The sequence below is a fragment of the Marinilactibacillus piezotolerans genome (assembly GCF_900114235.1).
Classification (GTDB): Bacteria; Bacillota; Bacilli; order Lactobacillales; family Carnobacteriaceae_A; genus Marinilactibacillus; species Marinilactibacillus piezotolerans.
Genome location: NZ_FOSJ01000001.1, coordinates 36,488 through 54,679, shown reverse-complemented (window position 1 = coordinate 54,679; position 18,192 = coordinate 36,488). Strand labels below are relative to the sequence as shown.

Genomic DNA, 18,192 nt, shown 5'->3' with positions numbered 1-18,192 from the left:
AAAATAAAGGAGATATAAATATGAGTACACATATTAATGCAAAAAATGGAGATATCGCAGAAACTGTTCTATTGCCAGGGGACCCACTTAGAGCAAAATATATAGCGGAGACGTTTTTAGAGGACGTTGTACAATATAACACGGTTCGAAATGCGTTTGGATACACAGGCACTTATAAAGGAAAAAAAATATCCGTTCAAGGCACTGGTATGGGGATTCCTTCTATTATGATTTATGTAGAAGAGCTGATCCAAGAATACGGTGTTGAAACACTTATGCGTGTAGGATCTGCCGGAGGTATGAAGAAAGAAGTCGAAATACGAGATGTTGTATTAGCTCAAGCAGCAACAACTGATTCTAGCGTTATAAAGAATACATTCGACAATCAAGTAGATTTTTCTCCTATTGCTGACTTTGATTTGCTCAAGACAGCTTACGAAATAGGTTCAAAAAAAGGTATGAAGATTAAAGTTGGTAATGTGTTGAGTGCGGATCGTTTTTACAATAAAGAATTAGATAAGATGAAACTAGCGGATTATGGTGTTCTGGCTGTAGAAATGGAAGCTGCAGGTCTTTATCTTCTTGCAGCAAAATACAATAAAAAAGCTCTTTCGCTTCTTACGATTAGTGATCATCTGCTTACTGGAGAAGAAACTACTTCTGAAGAACGTGAAAAGACATTTGATGATATGATGATTATTGCACTTGAAACAGCACTGCAAATTAATTGATTATTTATATAATAGAACGGTTTGGTCGGTGCGTATTAAGAAAAGAGGAAAGATATGGAACAAGAACCAAATAAACAAAAACACACTAAAAAGGTTAGCCTTTTTGTATATATCACTTCTTTAATTATTGTGTTAATTGTTGGAGTAATTGGAACATTGTCGTTTTCTCGATTAATAGAGACTACTCCTGAAAATATGACACAAGAATCAGTGCAAGATGATGAGGCTAGTACTAATTCTCAAAGTACTGAATTAAATCAAGTAGATGAATTATATTCAATTTTACTTGCAAACTATTTTGAAGAAGTTGATCCAGACACTCTTATTGAAGGTGCGTTAGAAGGAATGGCTGGAGCGATAGGAGATCCGTACACTGCATATCTAGATGCAAGTCAATCAACTTCATTACAAGAGGATACCCAAGGTGAATTTGAGGGAATCGGTGCTGAAGTTATGAAAGAAGGAGAATTTGTTAGAATTGTTTCTCCAATTAGTGGTTCTCCAGCTGAAAAAGCTGGATTACAAGCAAATGATAAAATAGCAGAAATTGACGGTGAATCTGTAGCAGACCTCTCTTTACAGGAAGCAGTTGCCTTAATTCGCGGACCTAAAGATTCAGAAGTAGAATTATTACTTCAACGTTCTGAAGAAGAATTTACTGTTACGATCACTCGAGATGCTATTCCTGTTGAATCCGTAGTATACGAGTTAGACGAATCAGATTCTTCTATAGGTTATATTCAAATTACGAACTTTAATCGTCCAACTTATGAAGAGCTAGTTACTGCAATTAAAGATTTAGACGATAAAGGTGCCGAAAAATTTGTGTTTGATGTAAGAGGGAATCCCGGAGGACTACTAGATATTGCCTTACAGATGTCAAATATTTTTGTTGAAGATGGTAAGCCATTGATGCAATCTGAAATTCGTGGAGAAGATCCCGTTGTTTATACAGCTGATTCTGAACAGTACGGTTCTTTCAAATTCGATGGTGAAGCAGTGCTCTTAATTGATGGAGGTAGTGCTAGTGCTTCTGAGATTTTAGCTGGAGCAATGAGCGAATCTGCTGGTATTCCTTTGATTGGTCAGACAACTTTTGGTAAAGGAACAATTCAGAATGTTGCGCCTTTAACAGGAGATGGGGAAGTGAAATATACAACTGGTAAATGGCTTACTGCAAATGGTGAATGGATTAACGAAAAAGGAATATCACCAGATATAGAAGTCGCAATGCCTGATTATCAGACTTTATTATTGATCAATAGTGAGGAAACTTATCAGTCTGGGGATACATCTGATGAAGTGAAAAATCTTAATGCCATCCTTAAAGCATTAGGTTATGAGGTAGATGAAGCAAGCAGTCAATTTAACGATCAAACAGTAGAGGCAGTCAAAGCATTTCAAAATACGAAAGAACTTGACGCTGATGGAATTGTTACTGGTGCAACGTCGAGCGCTTTAGTAGAAGCATTAAGAGCTTTGATCGAAGAGAATGACACACAATATAATGAAGCAATTAAATATTTACAATCCAAGTAATGTCTCAAAACGATTTATGTGAATGCATAAATCGTTTTGTTTTGGAAGCTACTTACAATATATAAGAAATGATTAAAAATAACTTGATAATACCTGAAACTGTAAGCTATAATTAATTATTCGGTTACCAGATAATATATGAGGAAGAGGATGTATATGCAAAAATGTCTTGAAAGATCAAGACGATTACGCATTGGGAGAGTCTTATTTGGTATAGCATTGATCCTAGTGTTTTTAAGATTATATATTTTTATTCCTACAGATGTGACAGGAATTTCAATGTATCCTACTTTAAATCCTAATGATCGAGTGGTCATGTCTACAGTTTCTAGTATTGATCGGTTTGATATCGTTGTTTTTACAGACCCAATGAATAAAACAGTGGTTAAAAGAGTGATTGGTCTCCCAGGAGATTCTGTGAGATATGAACAAGATAAGCTGTATATCAATAATAAAGTAGTTAAAGAGCCCTTTTTGAATCGCTCGGAAATCTCAGATGAACCAGGTTTATGGACATCAAATTTTACCATGATAAATGATAATGCAAATGAAGTCCCTGATGGTCATTACTTTGTAATGGGAGATAATCGTCGCTATAGTTATGATAGCCGATTTTATGGTAGTATATCTAGTGAAGAAGTGCTTGGCGAAATCATTATGATGTATTATCCTTCTGAAAAAATAAAGTTTTATTAATTGAGAGATAAAGTTATGGGTTTATTTAATAACAAAGATAACATTTAATTGTTTTTTTAACGAATTAAGTTAGAGAGAAGGTTGATTGATGAGTGATCAACAATATGAAGAAAGTGGATTTGAACCAAGAAAAAGTAAGTATGGAAAGAATAACAAGAAAAAACCTGAAAAAAAACGTACTTTTCTTCAAGAACTTGTTAGTACGGTGTTATACATTGTAATTCTGACAGGTGTCTTTTATCTTGTACAAATGTTTTTATACGCTCCAGTGAGTGTTGAAGGTGAATCTATGGCTCCTACTTTAGAAGATGGAGACAAATTGTTACTTAATAAGTTCAGTGATTATGAACGCTTCGATATTATTGTTTTTCCGGCACCAGATGATCCTGAAAAGCAATATATTAAACGGATTATCGGATTGCCGGGGGATGAGATTAGATATAGTGATGAAACGCTCTATATCAATGATGAAGAAGTCGATGAACCATACCTTGATGGAATAGAAATAGATAGCAGTGACTCAAAAGACGTTATTGGTGGTACAATCAATGAATTTTCTCTAGAATCACTACAAGGTGTAGAAACAGTACCAGAAAATCAGTATTTTGTAATGGGAGATAACAGAGGTAATTCCAGAGATAGCCGTTATTTCGGTTTTGTTTCAGGAGATACAATTACAGGAAAAACAACTTATAGATTCTTCCCGTTCAACCATTTTGGAAGTATTGATGAGCAACAATAGCTGATGAATAAAAAAGTTGGTAGAGAGATAGCCTCTTTTACCAACTTTTTTCGTGCGGTTATGTCTTTATGGTACACTGAGAGCAGATAAAGTGTTAGGAGAATAATCAATGACAATACAATGGTATCCAGGACATATGGCGAAAGCAAAACGTCAATTCCAAGAAAAATTAAAATTAGTAGACGTGGTATTTGAATTAGTAGATGCACGTATTCCATATTCAAGTAGAAATCCTGATTTAGTAGAAATGATTGGTAATAAGCCTCGTATTACCATTTTAATGAAAAGCGATCTAGCAGATATGAAGCGTGTGAATGAGTGGCTTAAATTTTATGAGTCTCAAGGTATATATGCAATATCAATCAACGCTAAGCAAGGACAAGGAATAAAAGAGGTTATCAAATTAGCTAGGGTAGCCTTAAAAGATTTCTTTGAAAAAAGAGAAGCTAAAGGGTTGAAACCACGAGCTATTCGAGCAGTTTGTGTAGGCATTCCAAATGTAGGGAAATCTACGTTGATTAATCGATTTGCTCGTAAAAATATTGCTCAAACCGGTAATAGACCTGGGGTTACTAAGTCGCAGCAATGGATCAAATATGGTAAAGAATTAGAACTATTAGATACTCCTGGGATTCTCTGGCCAAAATTTGAAGATCAGGAAGTTGGCAAACGATTAGCGGTTACCGGAGCAATAAAAGATACCTTACTGCATTTAGATGATATTGCATTATTTGGAATGTCCTATCTTGTTCAAAACTATCCAGGAGTTTTAGCTGAGCGCTATAAGTTTGAACAAGCATTAGAAACTGATATGCCCCTTCCGGAATTGTTAATGGAGATTACTCGTTTACGAGGGTTTAAAGATGACTACGAAAGAGGCGCTCAAGTGCTAATCCATGAGTTAAGAGATGGAAAATTAGGTAGATTTACATTTGAAACTCCAGAGGATATTAATGAAGAAAGTGATTTTAATGAATAAGTTGACAGTTAAGGAGATTAAAGCACTGCTCGATCAAATAACTGTAATAGAAGACCCAAGACTTCAAGAAATTAGAAAAGATGATCGTAAAGGAGTCAGAAATGCAATACTAGGGTGGGAGAAGGCAAGGAGCAGAGAAGAAAAATTATTGAAGGATTATGAACGTATGTCTGTATATGAGAAGTCAGCATATTCACGTGGGGCTCAATTGATTGCAGGAATAGATGAAGTTGGTAGAGGTCCACTTGCTGGTCCAGTACTTGCAGCTGCGGTTATTCTTGATCCGAACAATCCGATTATAGGATTAAATGATTCTAAAAAGCTTTCATTGGCTAAAAGAACAGCACTTTATGCTGAAATTCATGAAAAGGCGATTGGGATTGGGATTGGAATCGTTGAAGCTCAAGTAATAGATGATATTAATATTTATCAAGCTAGCAAACTTGCTATGATTAAAGCTGTTGGGGAACTAAGCTCTGAACCCGACTATCTTTTGATTGATGCAATGAAGCTTCCGCTGCAATTACCACAGGAAAGTATTATTAAAGGAGATGCAAAAAGTATTTCGATTGCTGCTGCAAGCATCATAGCTAAAGTGGAACGCGATAGACTAATGGAACAATATCATTTAAAATATCCAGGATATGGGTTTGATCAAAATGCTGGATATGGTACTAAGCAACACCTTTTAGGGTTAGATGAAAATGGCATCACGCCTATCCATCGACTTTCTTTTGCTCCCGTAAAAGAAAGACAGTCACTTTAGTGAACTTATCTCTTTAATGTAAGTAATATATAAGGAAGAGAGAATATATTACTAAATCATAAGGAGACTATATTATGCTAATTGATCAATTTGAAGAGCACTGCTTTATACTTGCTCATTACACAAAGATGTCTATAGAAGAAAAATGGAGTTTTCTACAAGATTTATTACTGGAGAATGGACATTGTGAATTAGATTTAAAACCATTAAAGAAGCTTTCTTTTGAAAAGAAAGCTTCTTTTTTAGAATTTAAAAATTCATTTTATTCTCGGCAGAAAAAAGTGGACTTGTCAAAGCTGGGAGTAGGTTGGATAACTATATTAGATGAGCAATATCCTATAAAACTTAAAGAAATCTATCTTCCTCCATTAGTACTGTTTTATAAGGGGAATATAGAATGGATTGAGAAAAGTATAATCGGAGTCGTAGGAGCTAGAGAATGTACTGAATATGGCAAAGCTATTGTTAGAAGATTTGTTCCCCCTCTTATTGAAAAAGGAATCATAATATGCAGCGGTTTAGCTAAAGGAATTGATGCTTATTCACATATTAGTGCAATGGAAGAGAACGGAAAGACCATTGCTGTCATTGGTACTGGTCTAGATTATTATTATCCTTATAGTAATCGTCTTCTCCAAAAAGAAATTGAAAACAAGCAACTATTGTTGACAGAATTTCCAATAGGTTCTAAACCGTTAAGACATCATTTTCCATTAAGAAATAGAATTATTTCAGGAATAAGCGATGGAGTTATAGTTGTAGAAGCGAAAAAGAGAAGTGGAAGTTTAATTACTGCCCATCAAGCGCTGGAACAGAACCGAGAAGTCTATGCTGTACCAGGATCGATTTTTAGTACCCTTTCTGAAGGGACAAATGATTTGATAAAAGCTGGAGCTAAAATGGTAACATCTTCTAATGATATTATTGAAGATATAGTCTATAAAAATAGGTGGTATCTAAAGTCTGATATCTGATATTTGTAGAAAATTCAATCTTGCAAGTTGACAAACCCTATTGTATGGCATATGATGAGTAACGATTCTTTCGTAAAGAATAATAAATGCTGATTTTAAAAGTTTAAACTTGAAAAAAAGCAGTTATAATGTACGATTACATGATGTACAGACGAATAAGTTATACATCAGAGCTTATACAAATTGAAAGGGGCCGTTGATTTGGCTTATAAATATCTGGTTATTGTAGAATCACCTGCCAAAGCAAAAACAATTGAGAAATATTTAGGTAGAAATTATAAAGTAGTTGCTAGCTTAGGTCATATTAGAGATTTACCAAAAAGTAGGATGGGAATTGATTTTGAAAATAATTACGAACCTGAATATATAACAATTCGTGGTAAAGGACCTGTAATAAAAGACCTGAAAAAATATGCAAAAAAAGCCGAAAAAGTTTTTCTTGCAGCCGATCCGGATCGCGAAGGGGAAGCTATTGCATGGCACTTAAGCTATCTGTTAGGTTTGCGAGATGATGAGAAAAATCGTGTAGTGTTTAACGAGATTACTAAAGACGCAGTGAAAAATGCTCTGAAAAATCCACGTGACCTTGATGAAAATCTAATTGATTCTCAGCAAGCCAGACGTGTTCTTGATCGAATTGTTGGTTATCAGATAAGTCCATTATTATGGAAGAAAGTCAAACGAGGCTTAAGTGCTGGGCGAGTTCAATCAGTTGCGCTAAAAATTATTTGTGACCGGGAAGAAGAAATAAAAAATTTCAAACCGGAAGAGTATTGGACTATCGAAGGAAATTTTGTTAAAACTCGCAAAAAATTTAAAGCTAATTTTTATGGTGTAGATGGTAAAAAAACCTCTATATCTAATAAGGAAGAAACTGATAAAATATTAGATAGAATTGATAAAGATGAAAAATGGACAGTTAAAAAAGTAACTAGGAAAGAACGTAAAAGAAATCCTCAAAATCCATTTACAACTAGTAGTTTGCAGCAGGAAGCTGCTGGGAAACTAAATTTTAGAACTCGTAAGACAATGATGGTTGCTCAGCAGTTATATGAAGGTATATCTTTAGGACGTGGGGGTGCTGTAGGTCTAATTACCTACATGCGTACCGACTCTACTCGTTTATCTGAAACTGCTAAAGCTGAAGCGACACAGCTTATTCTTGAGGATTACGGTGAAGAGTATTCAGCTTCTAAAGCTCGTAAAGTGAAGAATGCAGAAGGTGCTCAAGATGCTCATGAGGCAATAAGAGCCACGAGTGCGATGAGAAGGCCTGACGATATCAAGCAATATTTGACCAAAGATCAATATAAACTTTATAATCTTATCTGGTCGAGATTTATAGCGAGCCTAATGAAACCGGCGATTTATGATACGATGAGAGTGGATCTTGAGCAAAACGGCGTTATGTTCCGTGCCAATGGATCTAGTATTAAATTTGATGGATATCAAATTGTCTACAAAGATCAGTCAAAAGAGAAAGACAATATTTTACCTGAAATGGAAGAACAAGATGAAGTTACATTAGATAAAATTGATCCGGAACAGCACTTTACTCAACCACCAGCTAGATATAGTGAAGCGAGTCTAATCAAGACTTTAGAGGAAAACGGAGTAGGACGTCCATCTACCTATGCTCCTACTTTAGAGACTATTCAGAGAAGATATTATGTCGCTTTAAAAAATAAACGTTTTGAACCAACGGAATTAGGTGGAATTGTTAATGAGATGATCAAAGAATTCTTTCCTAATATCGTAGATGTGAACTTTACTGCTAAAATGGAAAAAGATCTGGACTCTGTTGAAGAAGGAAAAATAGAATGGGTTAAGATTATAGATCAATTCTATAATCCGTTCAAAGATGAAGTCGAAAAAGCAGAAAAAGAAATTGAAGAAGTTGAAATAGAAGATGAACCAGCAGGCTTCGATTGCGAAAAGTGCGGACATCCAATGGTTATCAAAATAGGAAGATATGGAAAATTCTATGCCTGTTCTAATTTTCCAGATTGTCGTAATACTAAACCAATCGTTAAAAAGTTAGAAATTACTTGTCCTTTATGTAAAAAAGGTGAAGTTGTAGAACGAAAATCTAAAAAAAATCGTATATTTTATGGTTGTGATCGTTATCCTGAGTGTGAATTCACTTCATGGGATAAACCAATCGGTAGAAACTGTCCTAAATGTGATCATTTCTTAGTGGAAAAAATCACAAAAAAACAAAGCCAAGTAAAATGTTCAAACTGTGATTATGCAGAGGATATTCAAAAGTAAAATATTAATAGAGACGTCTTGTAAGCAGTATTAAGCAGTATAAGGCAACTGAATTTTTATTATTTTAATAAAAATTCAGTTTTACTGTGAGAGCGTCTTTTTCGTTTGTATTCCTTTATACGATTCTTAATAGTATTATGGTAAACTATAGTAGCATGAACGTTGGAGGGATAGAAATGGAACAAAATTTAGTTCATCTATTCATGAATTATTTAATACATGAAAGACATTATTCAGATTTAACAAAAAAAGCTTATTTAGAAGATATACAAGCTTTCTCAGTGTTTTTAAAAGAGACAGGGAACGACGATTTCTTATCTGTAACTTTACCTGATGCTAGAATATATTTAGGTTATTTAAATGATAAAAACTATTCTAGAACATCAATTTCTAGAAAAATATCAAGTCTTAGAGCTTTTTATCAATTTTTATTGAATAATGAATTAGCTGATGATAATCCTTTTTCTTATTTAAATATGAAAAGGAAAGGATTACGGCTTCCTACCTTTTTTTATGATCAAGAAATCAAACAATTATTTGAAGCTGCTTTAGGAACTGGTTTGCTAGATTATCGGAATATGGCTCTCTTAGAGGTTCTGTATGGAACTGGCATACGTGTCAGTGAGTGTGTCGGATTAAAGGTAGAGGACGTTGATTTTGAGATGAGCGTCATGTTGGTAATGGGGAAGGGTAATAAAGAACGATATGTTCCTTTTGGTCATTATGCTTCAGTAGCATTACAAGAATATATGGAAAAATCTCGTGTTGAGCTCATGACTAAATATGCAAAAGATCATCCCTATATATTTATTAATCACCATGGCGATCAGATTACACAAGCCGGAATACAATATACATTGAACCAGATTATTAAAAAAAGTACACTGACATCCAATATATCTCCACATATGTTAAGGCATACATTTGCTACACATTTGTTGGATAATGGAGCAGATATGAGAACAGTTCAAGAGCTGCTTGGGCATAAGAGTTTATCATCGACTCAAATCTATGCTCATGTCACTAAAGAACATCTTCAATCTGATTATAAGAAATATCATCCTAGAGCTTAAATAAAGATTAAGTAATACAAATCAATATTAATTATGGAGGTACACTATGACTGAATTTCATGCGACAACAATATTAGCAATACAGCATAATGGAATGTCGGCAATGGCAGGAGACGGACAAGTTACAATGGGAGAGCAAGTTGTAATGAAAGGAACGGCACGCAAAGTTCGAAAAATCTACAATGGTGAAGTTTTGGTAGGTTTTGCCGGAAGTGTTGCAGATGCTTTTACATTAGAAGAAAAATTTGAAGGATATCTGAACCAATACAACGGGAATCTAATGCGTGCTGCAGTGGAATTAGCTCAAGAATGGCGTACTGATAAAATGATGAAAAATCTTGAAGCCTTATTGATTGTAATGAATAAGGAAGAAATGCTGCTGATTTCAGGAAATGGAGAAGTTATTCAACCAGATGATGGAATTCTTGGAATAGGATCAGGCGGGAACTTTGCGTTATCTGCTGCTAGAGCTTTAAAGCTATATGCTGGGCCATTATCTGCAAAAGAAATTGCAGAAAATAGTTTATCGATAGCAGCAGACATCTGCGTTTACACAAATCACAATATCATTTCAGAAGAATTGTAAGGAGACTATGATGAGTACAAAAACTGATTTAAAACCTAGAGAAATTGTAGAAAAACTTGATAAATATATAGTAGGTCAGACAGAAGCAAAAAAATCTGTTGCTGTAGCCTTGAGAAATCGATATCGTCGCTTGAAACTGGATAGCGATATGCAAAAAGAAATCACCCCTAAGAATATTTTAATGATCGGTGCTACAGGTATCGGTAAAACAGAAATTGCCAGACGTTTAGCAGATATTGTTGATGCACCTTTTATAAAGGTTGAAGCAACTAAATTTACAGAAGTCGGCTATATTGGTCGTGATGTGGAATCAATGGTCAGAGATCTGACAGAAGCAGCTGTACAAATTGTTCGTGAAGAGCAGCGCAAGAATGTCCGTGGTAGAGCAGAGAATAAAGCGATCGAAAGAATTGCAAAAGTATTAGCTCCTGGTATAAAAAAAGAAAAAAAACAACAAGATCAAAACCCATTAGCAGGTATGTTTAAAGGAATAGGAATTGATCCTAACCAATTATATGCTGAACCTGCTGAAGAAGAAGAAACAGTTACAGCAGAAATATCTACTAAACGAGAAGAGCTAATAAATCAAATTCGAAAAGGTATTTTAGATTCAAGAGAAGTAGAAATTAAAGTTGAAGAAAAAAAACAATCTGTAAGCCCGATGAATGCTCCATTAGAGCAAATGGGAATTGACCTTTCAGAAACGTTCGGTCAATTAAAACCTTCAAAAAAAATCAAACGCAAAGTAACAGTCAAAGAAGCTATTAAGATTTTTACGGAAGAAGAAGCAGATAAATTGATTAATCAAGAAGACATTCACGCTGAAGCTGTTCAACTAACTGAGAATGCGGGTATTATCTTTATTGATGAAATTGATAAAATCACTTCAAAAGGGCAAAACAACAGTGGTCAAGTATCCAGAGAAGGGGTACAAAGAGACATTTTGCCAATTGTAGAGGGATCAAGTGTAAAAACAAAATATGGCACAGTAAACACAGACCATGTCTTGTTTATCGGTTCAGGAGCATTTCATGTTTCTAAACCGAGTGATTTGATTCCAGAACTACAAGGACGCTTCCCTATTCGTGTTGAATTAAATGATCTATCAAAAGAAGATTTTGTTAAAATTTTAACTGAGCCACAAAATGCACTGGTAAAACAATACCAAGCTTTGCTGGGGACTGAAAATATCAATGTTATTTTTACAATGGAAGCTATTGAAAGAATTGCTGAGATTGCTTTTGAGGTAAATGAATCCACTGATAATATAGGCGCGAGAAGGTTGCATACGATTCTTGAACGTCTCCTTGAAGAATTACTTTTTGAAGCACCAGATATGCAAATGGGAGAAGTTAAAATCACTCAAAAATATGTAGATGACAAAATAGGACATATTGTTGTAAATAAAGATCTTAGCCGCTACATTCTTTAAACTGTAATTCTAGTCAATTGACCTATCTTAGTAAGGAAAGGAACACTATATTAAATGAGTAATCAAGCCTTTTTAGACAAAATAAAAGAATTAAATAAACAGGCTAACATAAAAGAATGGGCAAAGTATATTCTTTCAAATGACTCAAAAGAGATCGACTTTCCATTGAAAAGTATTTCTTTCGCCTTAGGTAAATTATTAGATGCAAATATTTACGTTATTAATGCTGAGGGAACACTTTTGGGATATTATGAGCGACATCGTGTTAACACTCAACGAGTAAGGAACCTGATTGAAAATAAGTCATTTCCTTATAATTATATTCACAGGCTGGCAAATGTCCAGACGACAGTTAAAGATGTTAAAATCGATGATAATCTAACAATTTTTCCTGTTGAAAAAAGAGCTAATTATCCGGAGGCTTTAACAACTATTGTACCAATCAAGCTTTCAGATGATAGATTAGGCACTCTGTTAGTGGGACGGGTCCAAGGAGAAATCACTGAAGTAGATCATCTTGTCATTGAACATGCAGCTTCGATGATTGCTATAGAAATTGCTTTAGAATACGGTAAAATCGAAGTAGAGATCGAAAAACAGATAGCTGGAGCAAACTTAGCAATGTCTACGTTATCAATCACAGAAGTCAAAGCTTTAAGAGGCGTATTTAATCACATGGGTGAAGGAACTATGGAAATGATACTCACTACTTCTGAGATTGCAGATAAAATTGGTGTAACTAGATCAATTGTTGTTAATGGATTACGAAAGCTGGTATCAGCTTCCGTTATTGAACAGCGTTCTATGGGAATGAGAGGAACTTATATAAAAGTTCTAAATCCATTGTTTACTAAAGCGCTTTTTGGGAATATGGAGCAATAAAAAAAGCCTTTCACTATCGATGTATAATGATAGAGAAAGGCTTTCTGTATGATATAAAAATAAGGTAAAATTATTTATCCTTTTTCAATCCGAATGGCACTTTATTTTCAGTTCCATTTTTGATCCGACCAATATTTGATTTATGCCTGACAATAACTATGATCATTGCAATCCAAACAATTAGTGCAAATAAAGGATCTCCTAAAAAAAGAGAAGCGATTGCTCCAATGATGACTGCAATAATACTGGCTAAACTTACCATACTTGAAGTGTATAATACTACTCCCCAGATTACTGCTAGACAAAGCAAAAATATTGGTTGAGCTCCCAAAGCAATCCCTGCACTGGTGGCAACTGCTTTCCCCCCTTTAAATTTAGCAAAAATAGGATAAACATGACCAATGACTGCAAAAAGACCTACTACCATAGGGTGGATGTTTGAGCCTAGCCATATAGGTAATAAAGCAGCTAAAGTACCTTTTAATATATCTAAGACTAAAACAATGATTCCAGCCTTCTTACCGAGTACCCTGAATGTATTTGTGGTTCCTGAATTACCGCTACCATGTTCACGTACATCTGTTTTATAAAATAGTTTACCGATCCAAACCCCCGAAGGTATAGATCCTAATAAATATGCCAAGAGAAACATGATCGCTTCTAACAAAGACTTCACTCCTTACCAAACAATTTCTATCTCTTAATATAATACCACGTATAGATACAAAGAAAAATAATTATTAATGATTAAACCAGATATTGATTATTCTTGAAAAAAAATATAAAGTAAAAGAATTGGGACAATATTAATAAGGATCATGTTTCTGCAAATATAGCAGATAAATGACGAATATATCCGTATTCGGCACATACGTTCTTCACATAAATAGTTACTTTATGGTAAGATAACTATGCTTGCTTAAATTCAATGAGCAAATTCAATAAGATTCTAACATGAATATAAAGTTTGGCTTCTTCAAATTATATTTGAAGAATAAAGTATAAGGAGTGGCTGGAATTGGCAAAAAAACCTCAATATGATGATACATCGATCCAGGTATTAGAAGGGTTAGATGCAGTTAGAAAAAGACCAGGAATGTATATTGGATCAACGGATTCAAGAGGTCTGCATCATTTAGTCTATGAAATTGTTGATAATTCAGTAGATGAAGTACTAGCTGGATTCGGATCAGAAATCAATGTCAAAATAAATAAAGATAATAGTATATCAGTTACCGATGATGGTAGAGGAATGCCTGTAGGAATGCATGCTTCAGGAATTCCAACCATCCAAGTGATATTTACCGTTCTTCACGCTGGAGGTAAATTCGGTCAAGAAGGTGGATATAAAACTTCTGGTGGTTTACATGGAGTAGGTGCTTCAGTTGTTAATGCATTGTCGGAATGGTTAACAGTAGAAGTAGTAAGAGATAATGTACTCTATAAACAACGCTTTGAAAATGGCGGAAGACCAGTTGGAAAATTAGAAAGTAAGAAAGTCTCTAAACGAAAAGATGGGACAACTATCCAATTTAAGCCCGATACGAAGATTTTCTCTACTGTAGATTATTCATACTCTCTATTATCCGAAAGACTGCGAGAATCAGCCTTTTTGTTAAAAGGCCTAAAGATAACACTATCTGACGAGAGAGATGATATACAAGAAGAATTTATGTATGAAGAAGGTATCAAAGAATTTGTTCATTACATCAATGAAGAAAAAGATACTTTAACTCCAATTGCCTATTTTGAAGGAGAAAATAATAACATAGAAGTAGAATGTGCTTTTCAGTATAATGATGGCTATTCTGAAAGTGTTTTGAGTTTCGTCAATAATGTTCGGACCAGAGATGGTGGAACACATGAAATCGGAACAAAAGCAGCTATCACGAAAACATTCAATGAATATGCTAGAAGAACAGGACTTTTAAAAGAGAAAGACAAAAATCTAGAAGGAACAGATGTAAGAGAAGGAATTGCGATCATTATATCGGTTCGTATTCCAGAAAACTTATTACAGTTTGAAGGTCAGACAAAAAGCAAACTAGGAACAACTGAAGCAAGAGCCGCTTGTGATAATGTAGTTTCAGAACAATTAAACTTTTATCTATCTGAGAATGGTGAAATGAGCCAGCAAATTGTTCGCAAAGCTATTAAAGCTAGAGAAGCAAGGGAAGCTGCACGAAAAGCAAAAGAAGAATCCAGAAACGGTAAAAAACGAAAACGAGAAACACTACTGTCTGGTAAGCTGACACCTGCTCAAGGTCGAAACGCGGCTAAAAATGAACTTTACTTAGTCGAGGGTGATTCTGCTGGGGGGTCAGCGAAACAAGGCAGAGACCGTAAATTTCAAGCTATACTGCCCCTGAGAGGGAAAGTAATCAATACTGAGAAAGCAAATATGCAAGATATACTAAAAAATGAAGAAATCAGCACAATGATTTATACAATTGGAGCTGGAGTAGGTCCGGAATTTGATATTAAGGATTGCAATTATGATAAAATTATTATCATGACAGATGCGGATACCGATGGTGCCCATATTCAAGTTCTATTATTGACTTTTTTCTACCGTTATATGAAACCATTAATTGAAAATGGGAAAATCTATTTAGCGCTGCCTCCTTTATATAAAGTTACTCAAGGTAAAGGAAAAAATGAAAAAACTGCTTATGCATGGACAGATGAAGAGCTAAATGGGACTTTAAAAGATTTCGGAAAAACTTATCTTATCCAACGATATAAAGGTTTAGGTGAAATGAACGCAGATCAGCTTTGGGAAACAACTATGGATCCTGCTACTAGAACACTTATACGAGTTACTTTAGATGACTTGGCGCAAGCAGAAAGAAGAGTTTCTGTCTTAATGGGAAATAAAGTAGATCCTCGTAGAAAATGGATTGAGGAAAATGTAGAATTTTCTCTAGAAGAAGATGGTAGTATCCTTGAAACTAATACAATGCTGGAAGAGAACGAAACTTCTCAAAAGTAGGAAAGGTTTGAACAACTGAATGTCAGAAAAAAGAATAGAAGTCCAAGAATTGACATTAGAAGAAGTAATGGGTGATCGATTTGGACGATATAGTAAATATATCATCCAGGAAAGAGCGTTGCCGGATATTAGAGATGGACTTAAACCTGTACAGCGACGTATTTTATATGCAATGTTTTCAGAAGGAAATACTCAAGATAAAGGTTTTAGAAAATCTGCCAAAACAGTCGGTAACGTAATTGGTAACTTTCATCCTCATGGAGATAGCAGTGTTTATGATGCTATGGTTCGTTTAAGTCAGTCTTGGAAAATGAGAGAACCATTGATCGACATGCATGGTAACAACGGTAGTATGGATGGAGACCCTCCAGCAGCTATGCGTTATACTGAAGCTCGTCTTTCAAAAATAGCAGCAGAGCTACTTGCAGATATTGATAAAGAAACTGTTGAATTTGTATTGAATTTTGATGACACAACACATGAACCTACTGTTTTGCCAGCTCGTTACCCTAACTTATTAGTTAATGGAGCAACTGGTATATCTGCTGGTTATGCTACAGATATTCCTCCCCATAACATTGGAGAAGTTATTGATGCATCAATTCATTTGATCTCTCATCCTAAAGCAACAACTAAAGAATTGATGCAGTTTGTTAAAGGACCTGATTTTCCAACCGGTGGGATTATACAAGGAGTAGCAGGTCTGACAGCTGCATACGAAACAGGAAAAGGAAAAATCGTCGTACGTTCTAAGACAGAAATTGAAGAATTACGCGGTGGAAAGCAGCAAATTGTTATAACAGAAATTCCATATGAAGTAAATAAAGCCAATCTCGTAAGAAAAATGGATGAAATACGAATCAACCGTAAAATTGAAGGAATCGCAGAAGTCAGAGATGAGTCTGACCGCACAGGTTTACGAATTGTTATAGAATTGAAGAAAGAGACAAATGCGGAGGGAATACTTACTTATTTCCTGAAGAATACAGATTTACAAGTGTCTTATAATTTAAATATGGTAGCAATTGATGATAAAAGACCACAACAAGTTGGATTGAAGCAAATTATTCAGGCTTATATTGGTCATAAAAAGCAAGTAATCTTGAAACGTACAGAATTTTTATTGCGAAAAGACCATAAAAGAGAACATATCGTTGCAGGTCTGATTAAGGCAATTTCAATATTAGATGATGTAATTAGAGTAATCAGAAACAGTCAAAATAAATCTGATGCTAAAAATAATTTAATTACAAAATATGAATTTACCGAAGCACAAGCAGAAGCCATTGTTAGTTTACAGCTTTATCGATTAACAAATACTGATATTACACAATTACAAAAAGAAGAAGCTGAACTGCAAGAGCGAATTAAACAATATCAAGAGATACTTGATAGTTCGACAAAACTTAATAATGTGATGAAAAAAGAGTTGAAAGAAACTAGAAAAGCTTACGCTACAGATCGTCTGACTATTGTTCAAGATAAAATCGAAGAACTTACAGTTGATACGGAAGTTTTGATTGCTGAAGAGGATGTAGTTGTTTCTGTAACAAAAGAAGGTTATCTGAAACGTACGAGCTTACGCTCTTACGGTGCCTCAAAACCTGAAGAGATTGGTCTGCGTGAAGGTGATTACCCTGTTTTCTCAGAAGAGATGACTACATTGCAGCAGATTGTTATATTCACTACTAAAGGAAATGTAATTAATCGCCCGGTTCATGAACTTCCAGATATAAGATGGAAAGATCTGGGACATCATATTTCTCAATCAATTGCTTTAAGACAAGATGAAAAAGTTTTAGCTGTATTTAAAATGAATGAGTTTAGTTCGAAAAACCGATTTGTTTTAATAACTAAACAGGGATTTATCAAACAAACATTGGCGACTGAGTACGAACCTAAAAGAACTTATCGTTCAAGAGCTGCAAATGGAATAAAGTTGAAGACTGATGATGATCGACTGGTTGCGGTATACTTCCTTGAGAACGAAAATGTTAGAGATGTTTTCTTAGTCAGCAATAAAGGATTTGGCTTAAAATATCCATTAGATGAAGTTTCAGTTGTCGGAGCGAATGCTGTTGGTGTAAAATCAATGGATCTAAAAGAAGATGATTATGTTGTTTCTGGTATAGTATTTGAACAGGATCAAAAACAATATAATGCGCTACTCGTTACACAGCGAGGCTCAGTCAAAAAAATGAACTTAATTGAGTTTGATACAATTTCTAGAGCAAAACGAGGTTTACATGTACTCAAACAATTGAAAAAAAATCCACATAGAATAAACTTATTGATCGATGCAAAAAATAACAAAGAAAATATTACGATAATTACGGATAAACAAAAAGAATTTACAGTTATTCCCAAAGACTATAAGGTAAGTGACCGTTACAATAATGGTTCTTTCTTATTGGATGAAACTACTGACGGAATACCAGTAGATTTTCGTTACGATCAAGTCGTGATCAATGAATCTGAGCATTGAAAAGTTGAATAAAAAAAGGATGTCCGCTTTTTAATTAAGGCGGG

At 34.7% G+C, this 18,192-nt stretch carries 15 protein-coding genes; 14 read left to right on the top strand and 1 reads right to left on the bottom strand.

Translation table 11 applies throughout. The features are described from left to right. Positions 1–20 precede the first annotated feature (20 nt). From deoD to BM212_RS00205, 12 genes are all read left to right on the top strand, one after another. Complete coding sequence (gene deoD, locus BM212_RS00260) at positions 21–731, top strand: purine-nucleoside phosphorylase (RefSeq protein WP_072694868.1); 711 nt, start codon at positions 21–23, stop codon at positions 729–731. A 54-nt stretch (positions 732–785) separates the two neighbouring features. Then, positions 786–2,270 (top strand): S41 family peptidase, encoded by a 1,485-nt coding sequence (locus BM212_RS00255; RefSeq protein WP_072694869.1) that lies wholly within the window; start codon positions 786–788, stop codon positions 2,268–2,270. A 156-nt stretch (positions 2,271–2,426) separates the two neighbouring features. Continuing rightward, positions 2,427–2,966 carry a signal peptidase I gene (gene lepB, locus BM212_RS00250; RefSeq protein WP_177206257.1) on the top strand — a complete coding sequence of 180 codons (540 nt, stop codon included), beginning with the start codon at positions 2,427–2,429 and terminating at the stop codon, positions 2,964–2,966. An 88-nt stretch (positions 2,967–3,054) separates the two neighbouring features. Beyond that, positions 3,055–3,708 carry a signal peptidase I gene (gene lepB / locus BM212_RS00245; protein WP_091895199.1) on the top strand — a complete coding sequence of 218 codons (654 nt, stop codon included), beginning with the start codon at positions 3,055–3,057 and terminating at the stop codon, positions 3,706–3,708. A gap of 109 nt (positions 3,709–3,817) precedes the next feature. Next, positions 3,818–4,687: a ribosome biogenesis GTPase YlqF gene (gene ylqF, locus BM212_RS00240; RefSeq protein WP_072694872.1), complete on the top strand. Its 870-nt coding sequence runs from the start codon at positions 3,818–3,820 to the stop codon at positions 4,685–4,687. Then, on the top strand, positions 4,662–5,453 hold the full coding sequence (locus BM212_RS00235; RefSeq protein ID WP_425434153.1) for a ribonuclease HII: 792 nt from the start codon (positions 4,662–4,664) through the stop codon (positions 5,451–5,453). The genes ylqF and BM212_RS00235 overlap by 26 nt, the downstream gene beginning before the upstream one ends. Before the next feature lie 74 nt (positions 5,454–5,527). Beyond that, positions 5,528–6,427, top strand: a complete 900-nt coding sequence (gene dprA / locus BM212_RS00230; RefSeq protein ID WP_232226875.1) for a DNA-processing protein DprA — start codon at positions 5,528–5,530, stop codon at positions 6,425–6,427. 201 nt (positions 6,428–6,628) lie between these two features. Further along, a complete protein-coding gene (topA, locus tag BM212_RS00225; RefSeq protein WP_072694873.1) occupies positions 6,629–8,698 on the top strand; it encodes a type I DNA topoisomerase in 2,070 nt (689 codons plus the stop codon). Positions 8,699–8,874: 176 nt separating this feature from the next. Further along, a complete protein-coding gene (gene xerC / locus BM212_RS00220) occupies positions 8,875–9,771 on the top strand; it encodes a tyrosine recombinase XerC (protein ID WP_091895182.1) in 897 nt (298 codons plus the stop codon). Positions 9,772–9,817: 46 nt separating this feature from the next. Then, positions 9,818–10,357: an ATP-dependent protease subunit HslV gene (hslV, locus tag BM212_RS00215; RefSeq protein WP_072694875.1), complete on the top strand. Its 540-nt coding sequence runs from the start codon at positions 9,818–9,820 to the stop codon at positions 10,355–10,357. Between the two features lie 10 nt (positions 10,358–10,367). Beyond that, positions 10,368–11,789, top strand: a complete 1,422-nt coding sequence (gene hslU, locus BM212_RS00210; protein WP_091895180.1) for an ATP-dependent protease ATPase subunit HslU — start codon at positions 10,368–10,370, stop codon at positions 11,787–11,789. Positions 11,790–11,843: 54 nt separating this feature from the next. Beyond that, a complete protein-coding gene (locus tag BM212_RS00205; RefSeq protein ID WP_072694877.1) occupies positions 11,844–12,671 on the top strand; it encodes a hypothetical protein in 828 nt (275 codons plus the stop codon). 70 nt (positions 12,672–12,741) lie between these two features. Here the strand turns inward: BM212_RS00205 and plsY are convergent, their stop codons facing one another. Continuing rightward, complete coding sequence (gene plsY, locus BM212_RS00200) at positions 12,742–13,338, bottom strand: glycerol-3-phosphate 1-O-acyltransferase PlsY (protein WP_072694878.1); 597 nt, start codon at positions 13,336–13,338, stop codon at positions 12,742–12,744. A gap of 351 nt (positions 13,339–13,689) precedes the next feature. Between plsY and parE the strand changes: the two genes are divergently transcribed. Both parE and parC read left to right on the top strand, forming a co-directional pair. Next, entirely contained in the window at positions 13,690–15,663 is a 1,974-nt protein-coding gene (gene parE, locus BM212_RS00195) for a DNA topoisomerase IV subunit B (protein ID WP_072694879.1), read from the top strand. A gap of 19 nt (positions 15,664–15,682) precedes the next feature. Further along, positions 15,683–18,148: a DNA topoisomerase IV subunit A gene (gene parC / locus BM212_RS00190; protein ID WP_091895179.1), complete on the top strand. Its 2,466-nt coding sequence runs from the start codon at positions 15,683–15,685 to the stop codon at positions 18,146–18,148. The last annotated feature ends 44 nt before the right edge of the window (positions 18,149–18,192 follow it).

What these genes read in the sequence shown, in the direction of transcription:
- deoD (WP_072694868.1), top strand. Translation starts at nt 21, where the DNA reads ATGAGTACACATATTAATGCAAAAAATGGAGATATCGCAGAAACTGTT.
- BM212_RS00255 (WP_072694869.1), top strand. Translation starts at nt 786, where the DNA reads ATGGAACAAGAACCAAATAAACAAAAACACACTAAAAAGGTTAGCCTT.
- lepB (WP_177206257.1), top strand. Translation starts at nt 2,427, where the DNA reads ATGCAAAAATGTCTTGAAAGATCAAGACGATTACGCATTGGGAGAGTC.
- lepB (WP_091895199.1), top strand. Translation starts at nt 3,055, where the DNA reads ATGAGTGATCAACAATATGAAGAAAGTGGATTTGAACCAAGAAAAAGT.
- ylqF (WP_072694872.1), top strand. Translation starts at nt 3,818, where the DNA reads ATGACAATACAATGGTATCCAGGACATATGGCGAAAGCAAAACGTCAA.
- BM212_RS00235 (WP_425434153.1), top strand. Translation starts at nt 4,662, where the DNA reads ATGAAGAAAGTGATTTTAATGAATAAGTTGACAGTTAAGGAGATTAAA.
- dprA (WP_232226875.1), top strand. Translation starts at nt 5,528, where the DNA reads ATGCTAATTGATCAATTTGAAGAGCACTGCTTTATACTTGCTCATTAC.
- xerC (WP_091895182.1), top strand. Translation starts at nt 8,875, where the DNA reads ATGGAACAAAATTTAGTTCATCTATTCATGAATTATTTAATACATGAA.
- hslV (WP_072694875.1), top strand. Translation starts at nt 9,818, where the DNA reads ATGACTGAATTTCATGCGACAACAATATTAGCAATACAGCATAATGGA.
- hslU (WP_091895180.1), top strand. Translation starts at nt 10,368, where the DNA reads ATGAGTACAAAAACTGATTTAAAACCTAGAGAAATTGTAGAAAAACTT.
- BM212_RS00205 (WP_072694877.1), top strand. Translation starts at nt 11,844, where the DNA reads ATGAGTAATCAAGCCTTTTTAGACAAAATAAAAGAATTAAATAAACAG.
- parC (WP_091895179.1), top strand. Translation starts at nt 15,683, where the DNA reads ATGTCAGAAAAAAGAATAGAAGTCCAAGAATTGACATTAGAAGAAGTA.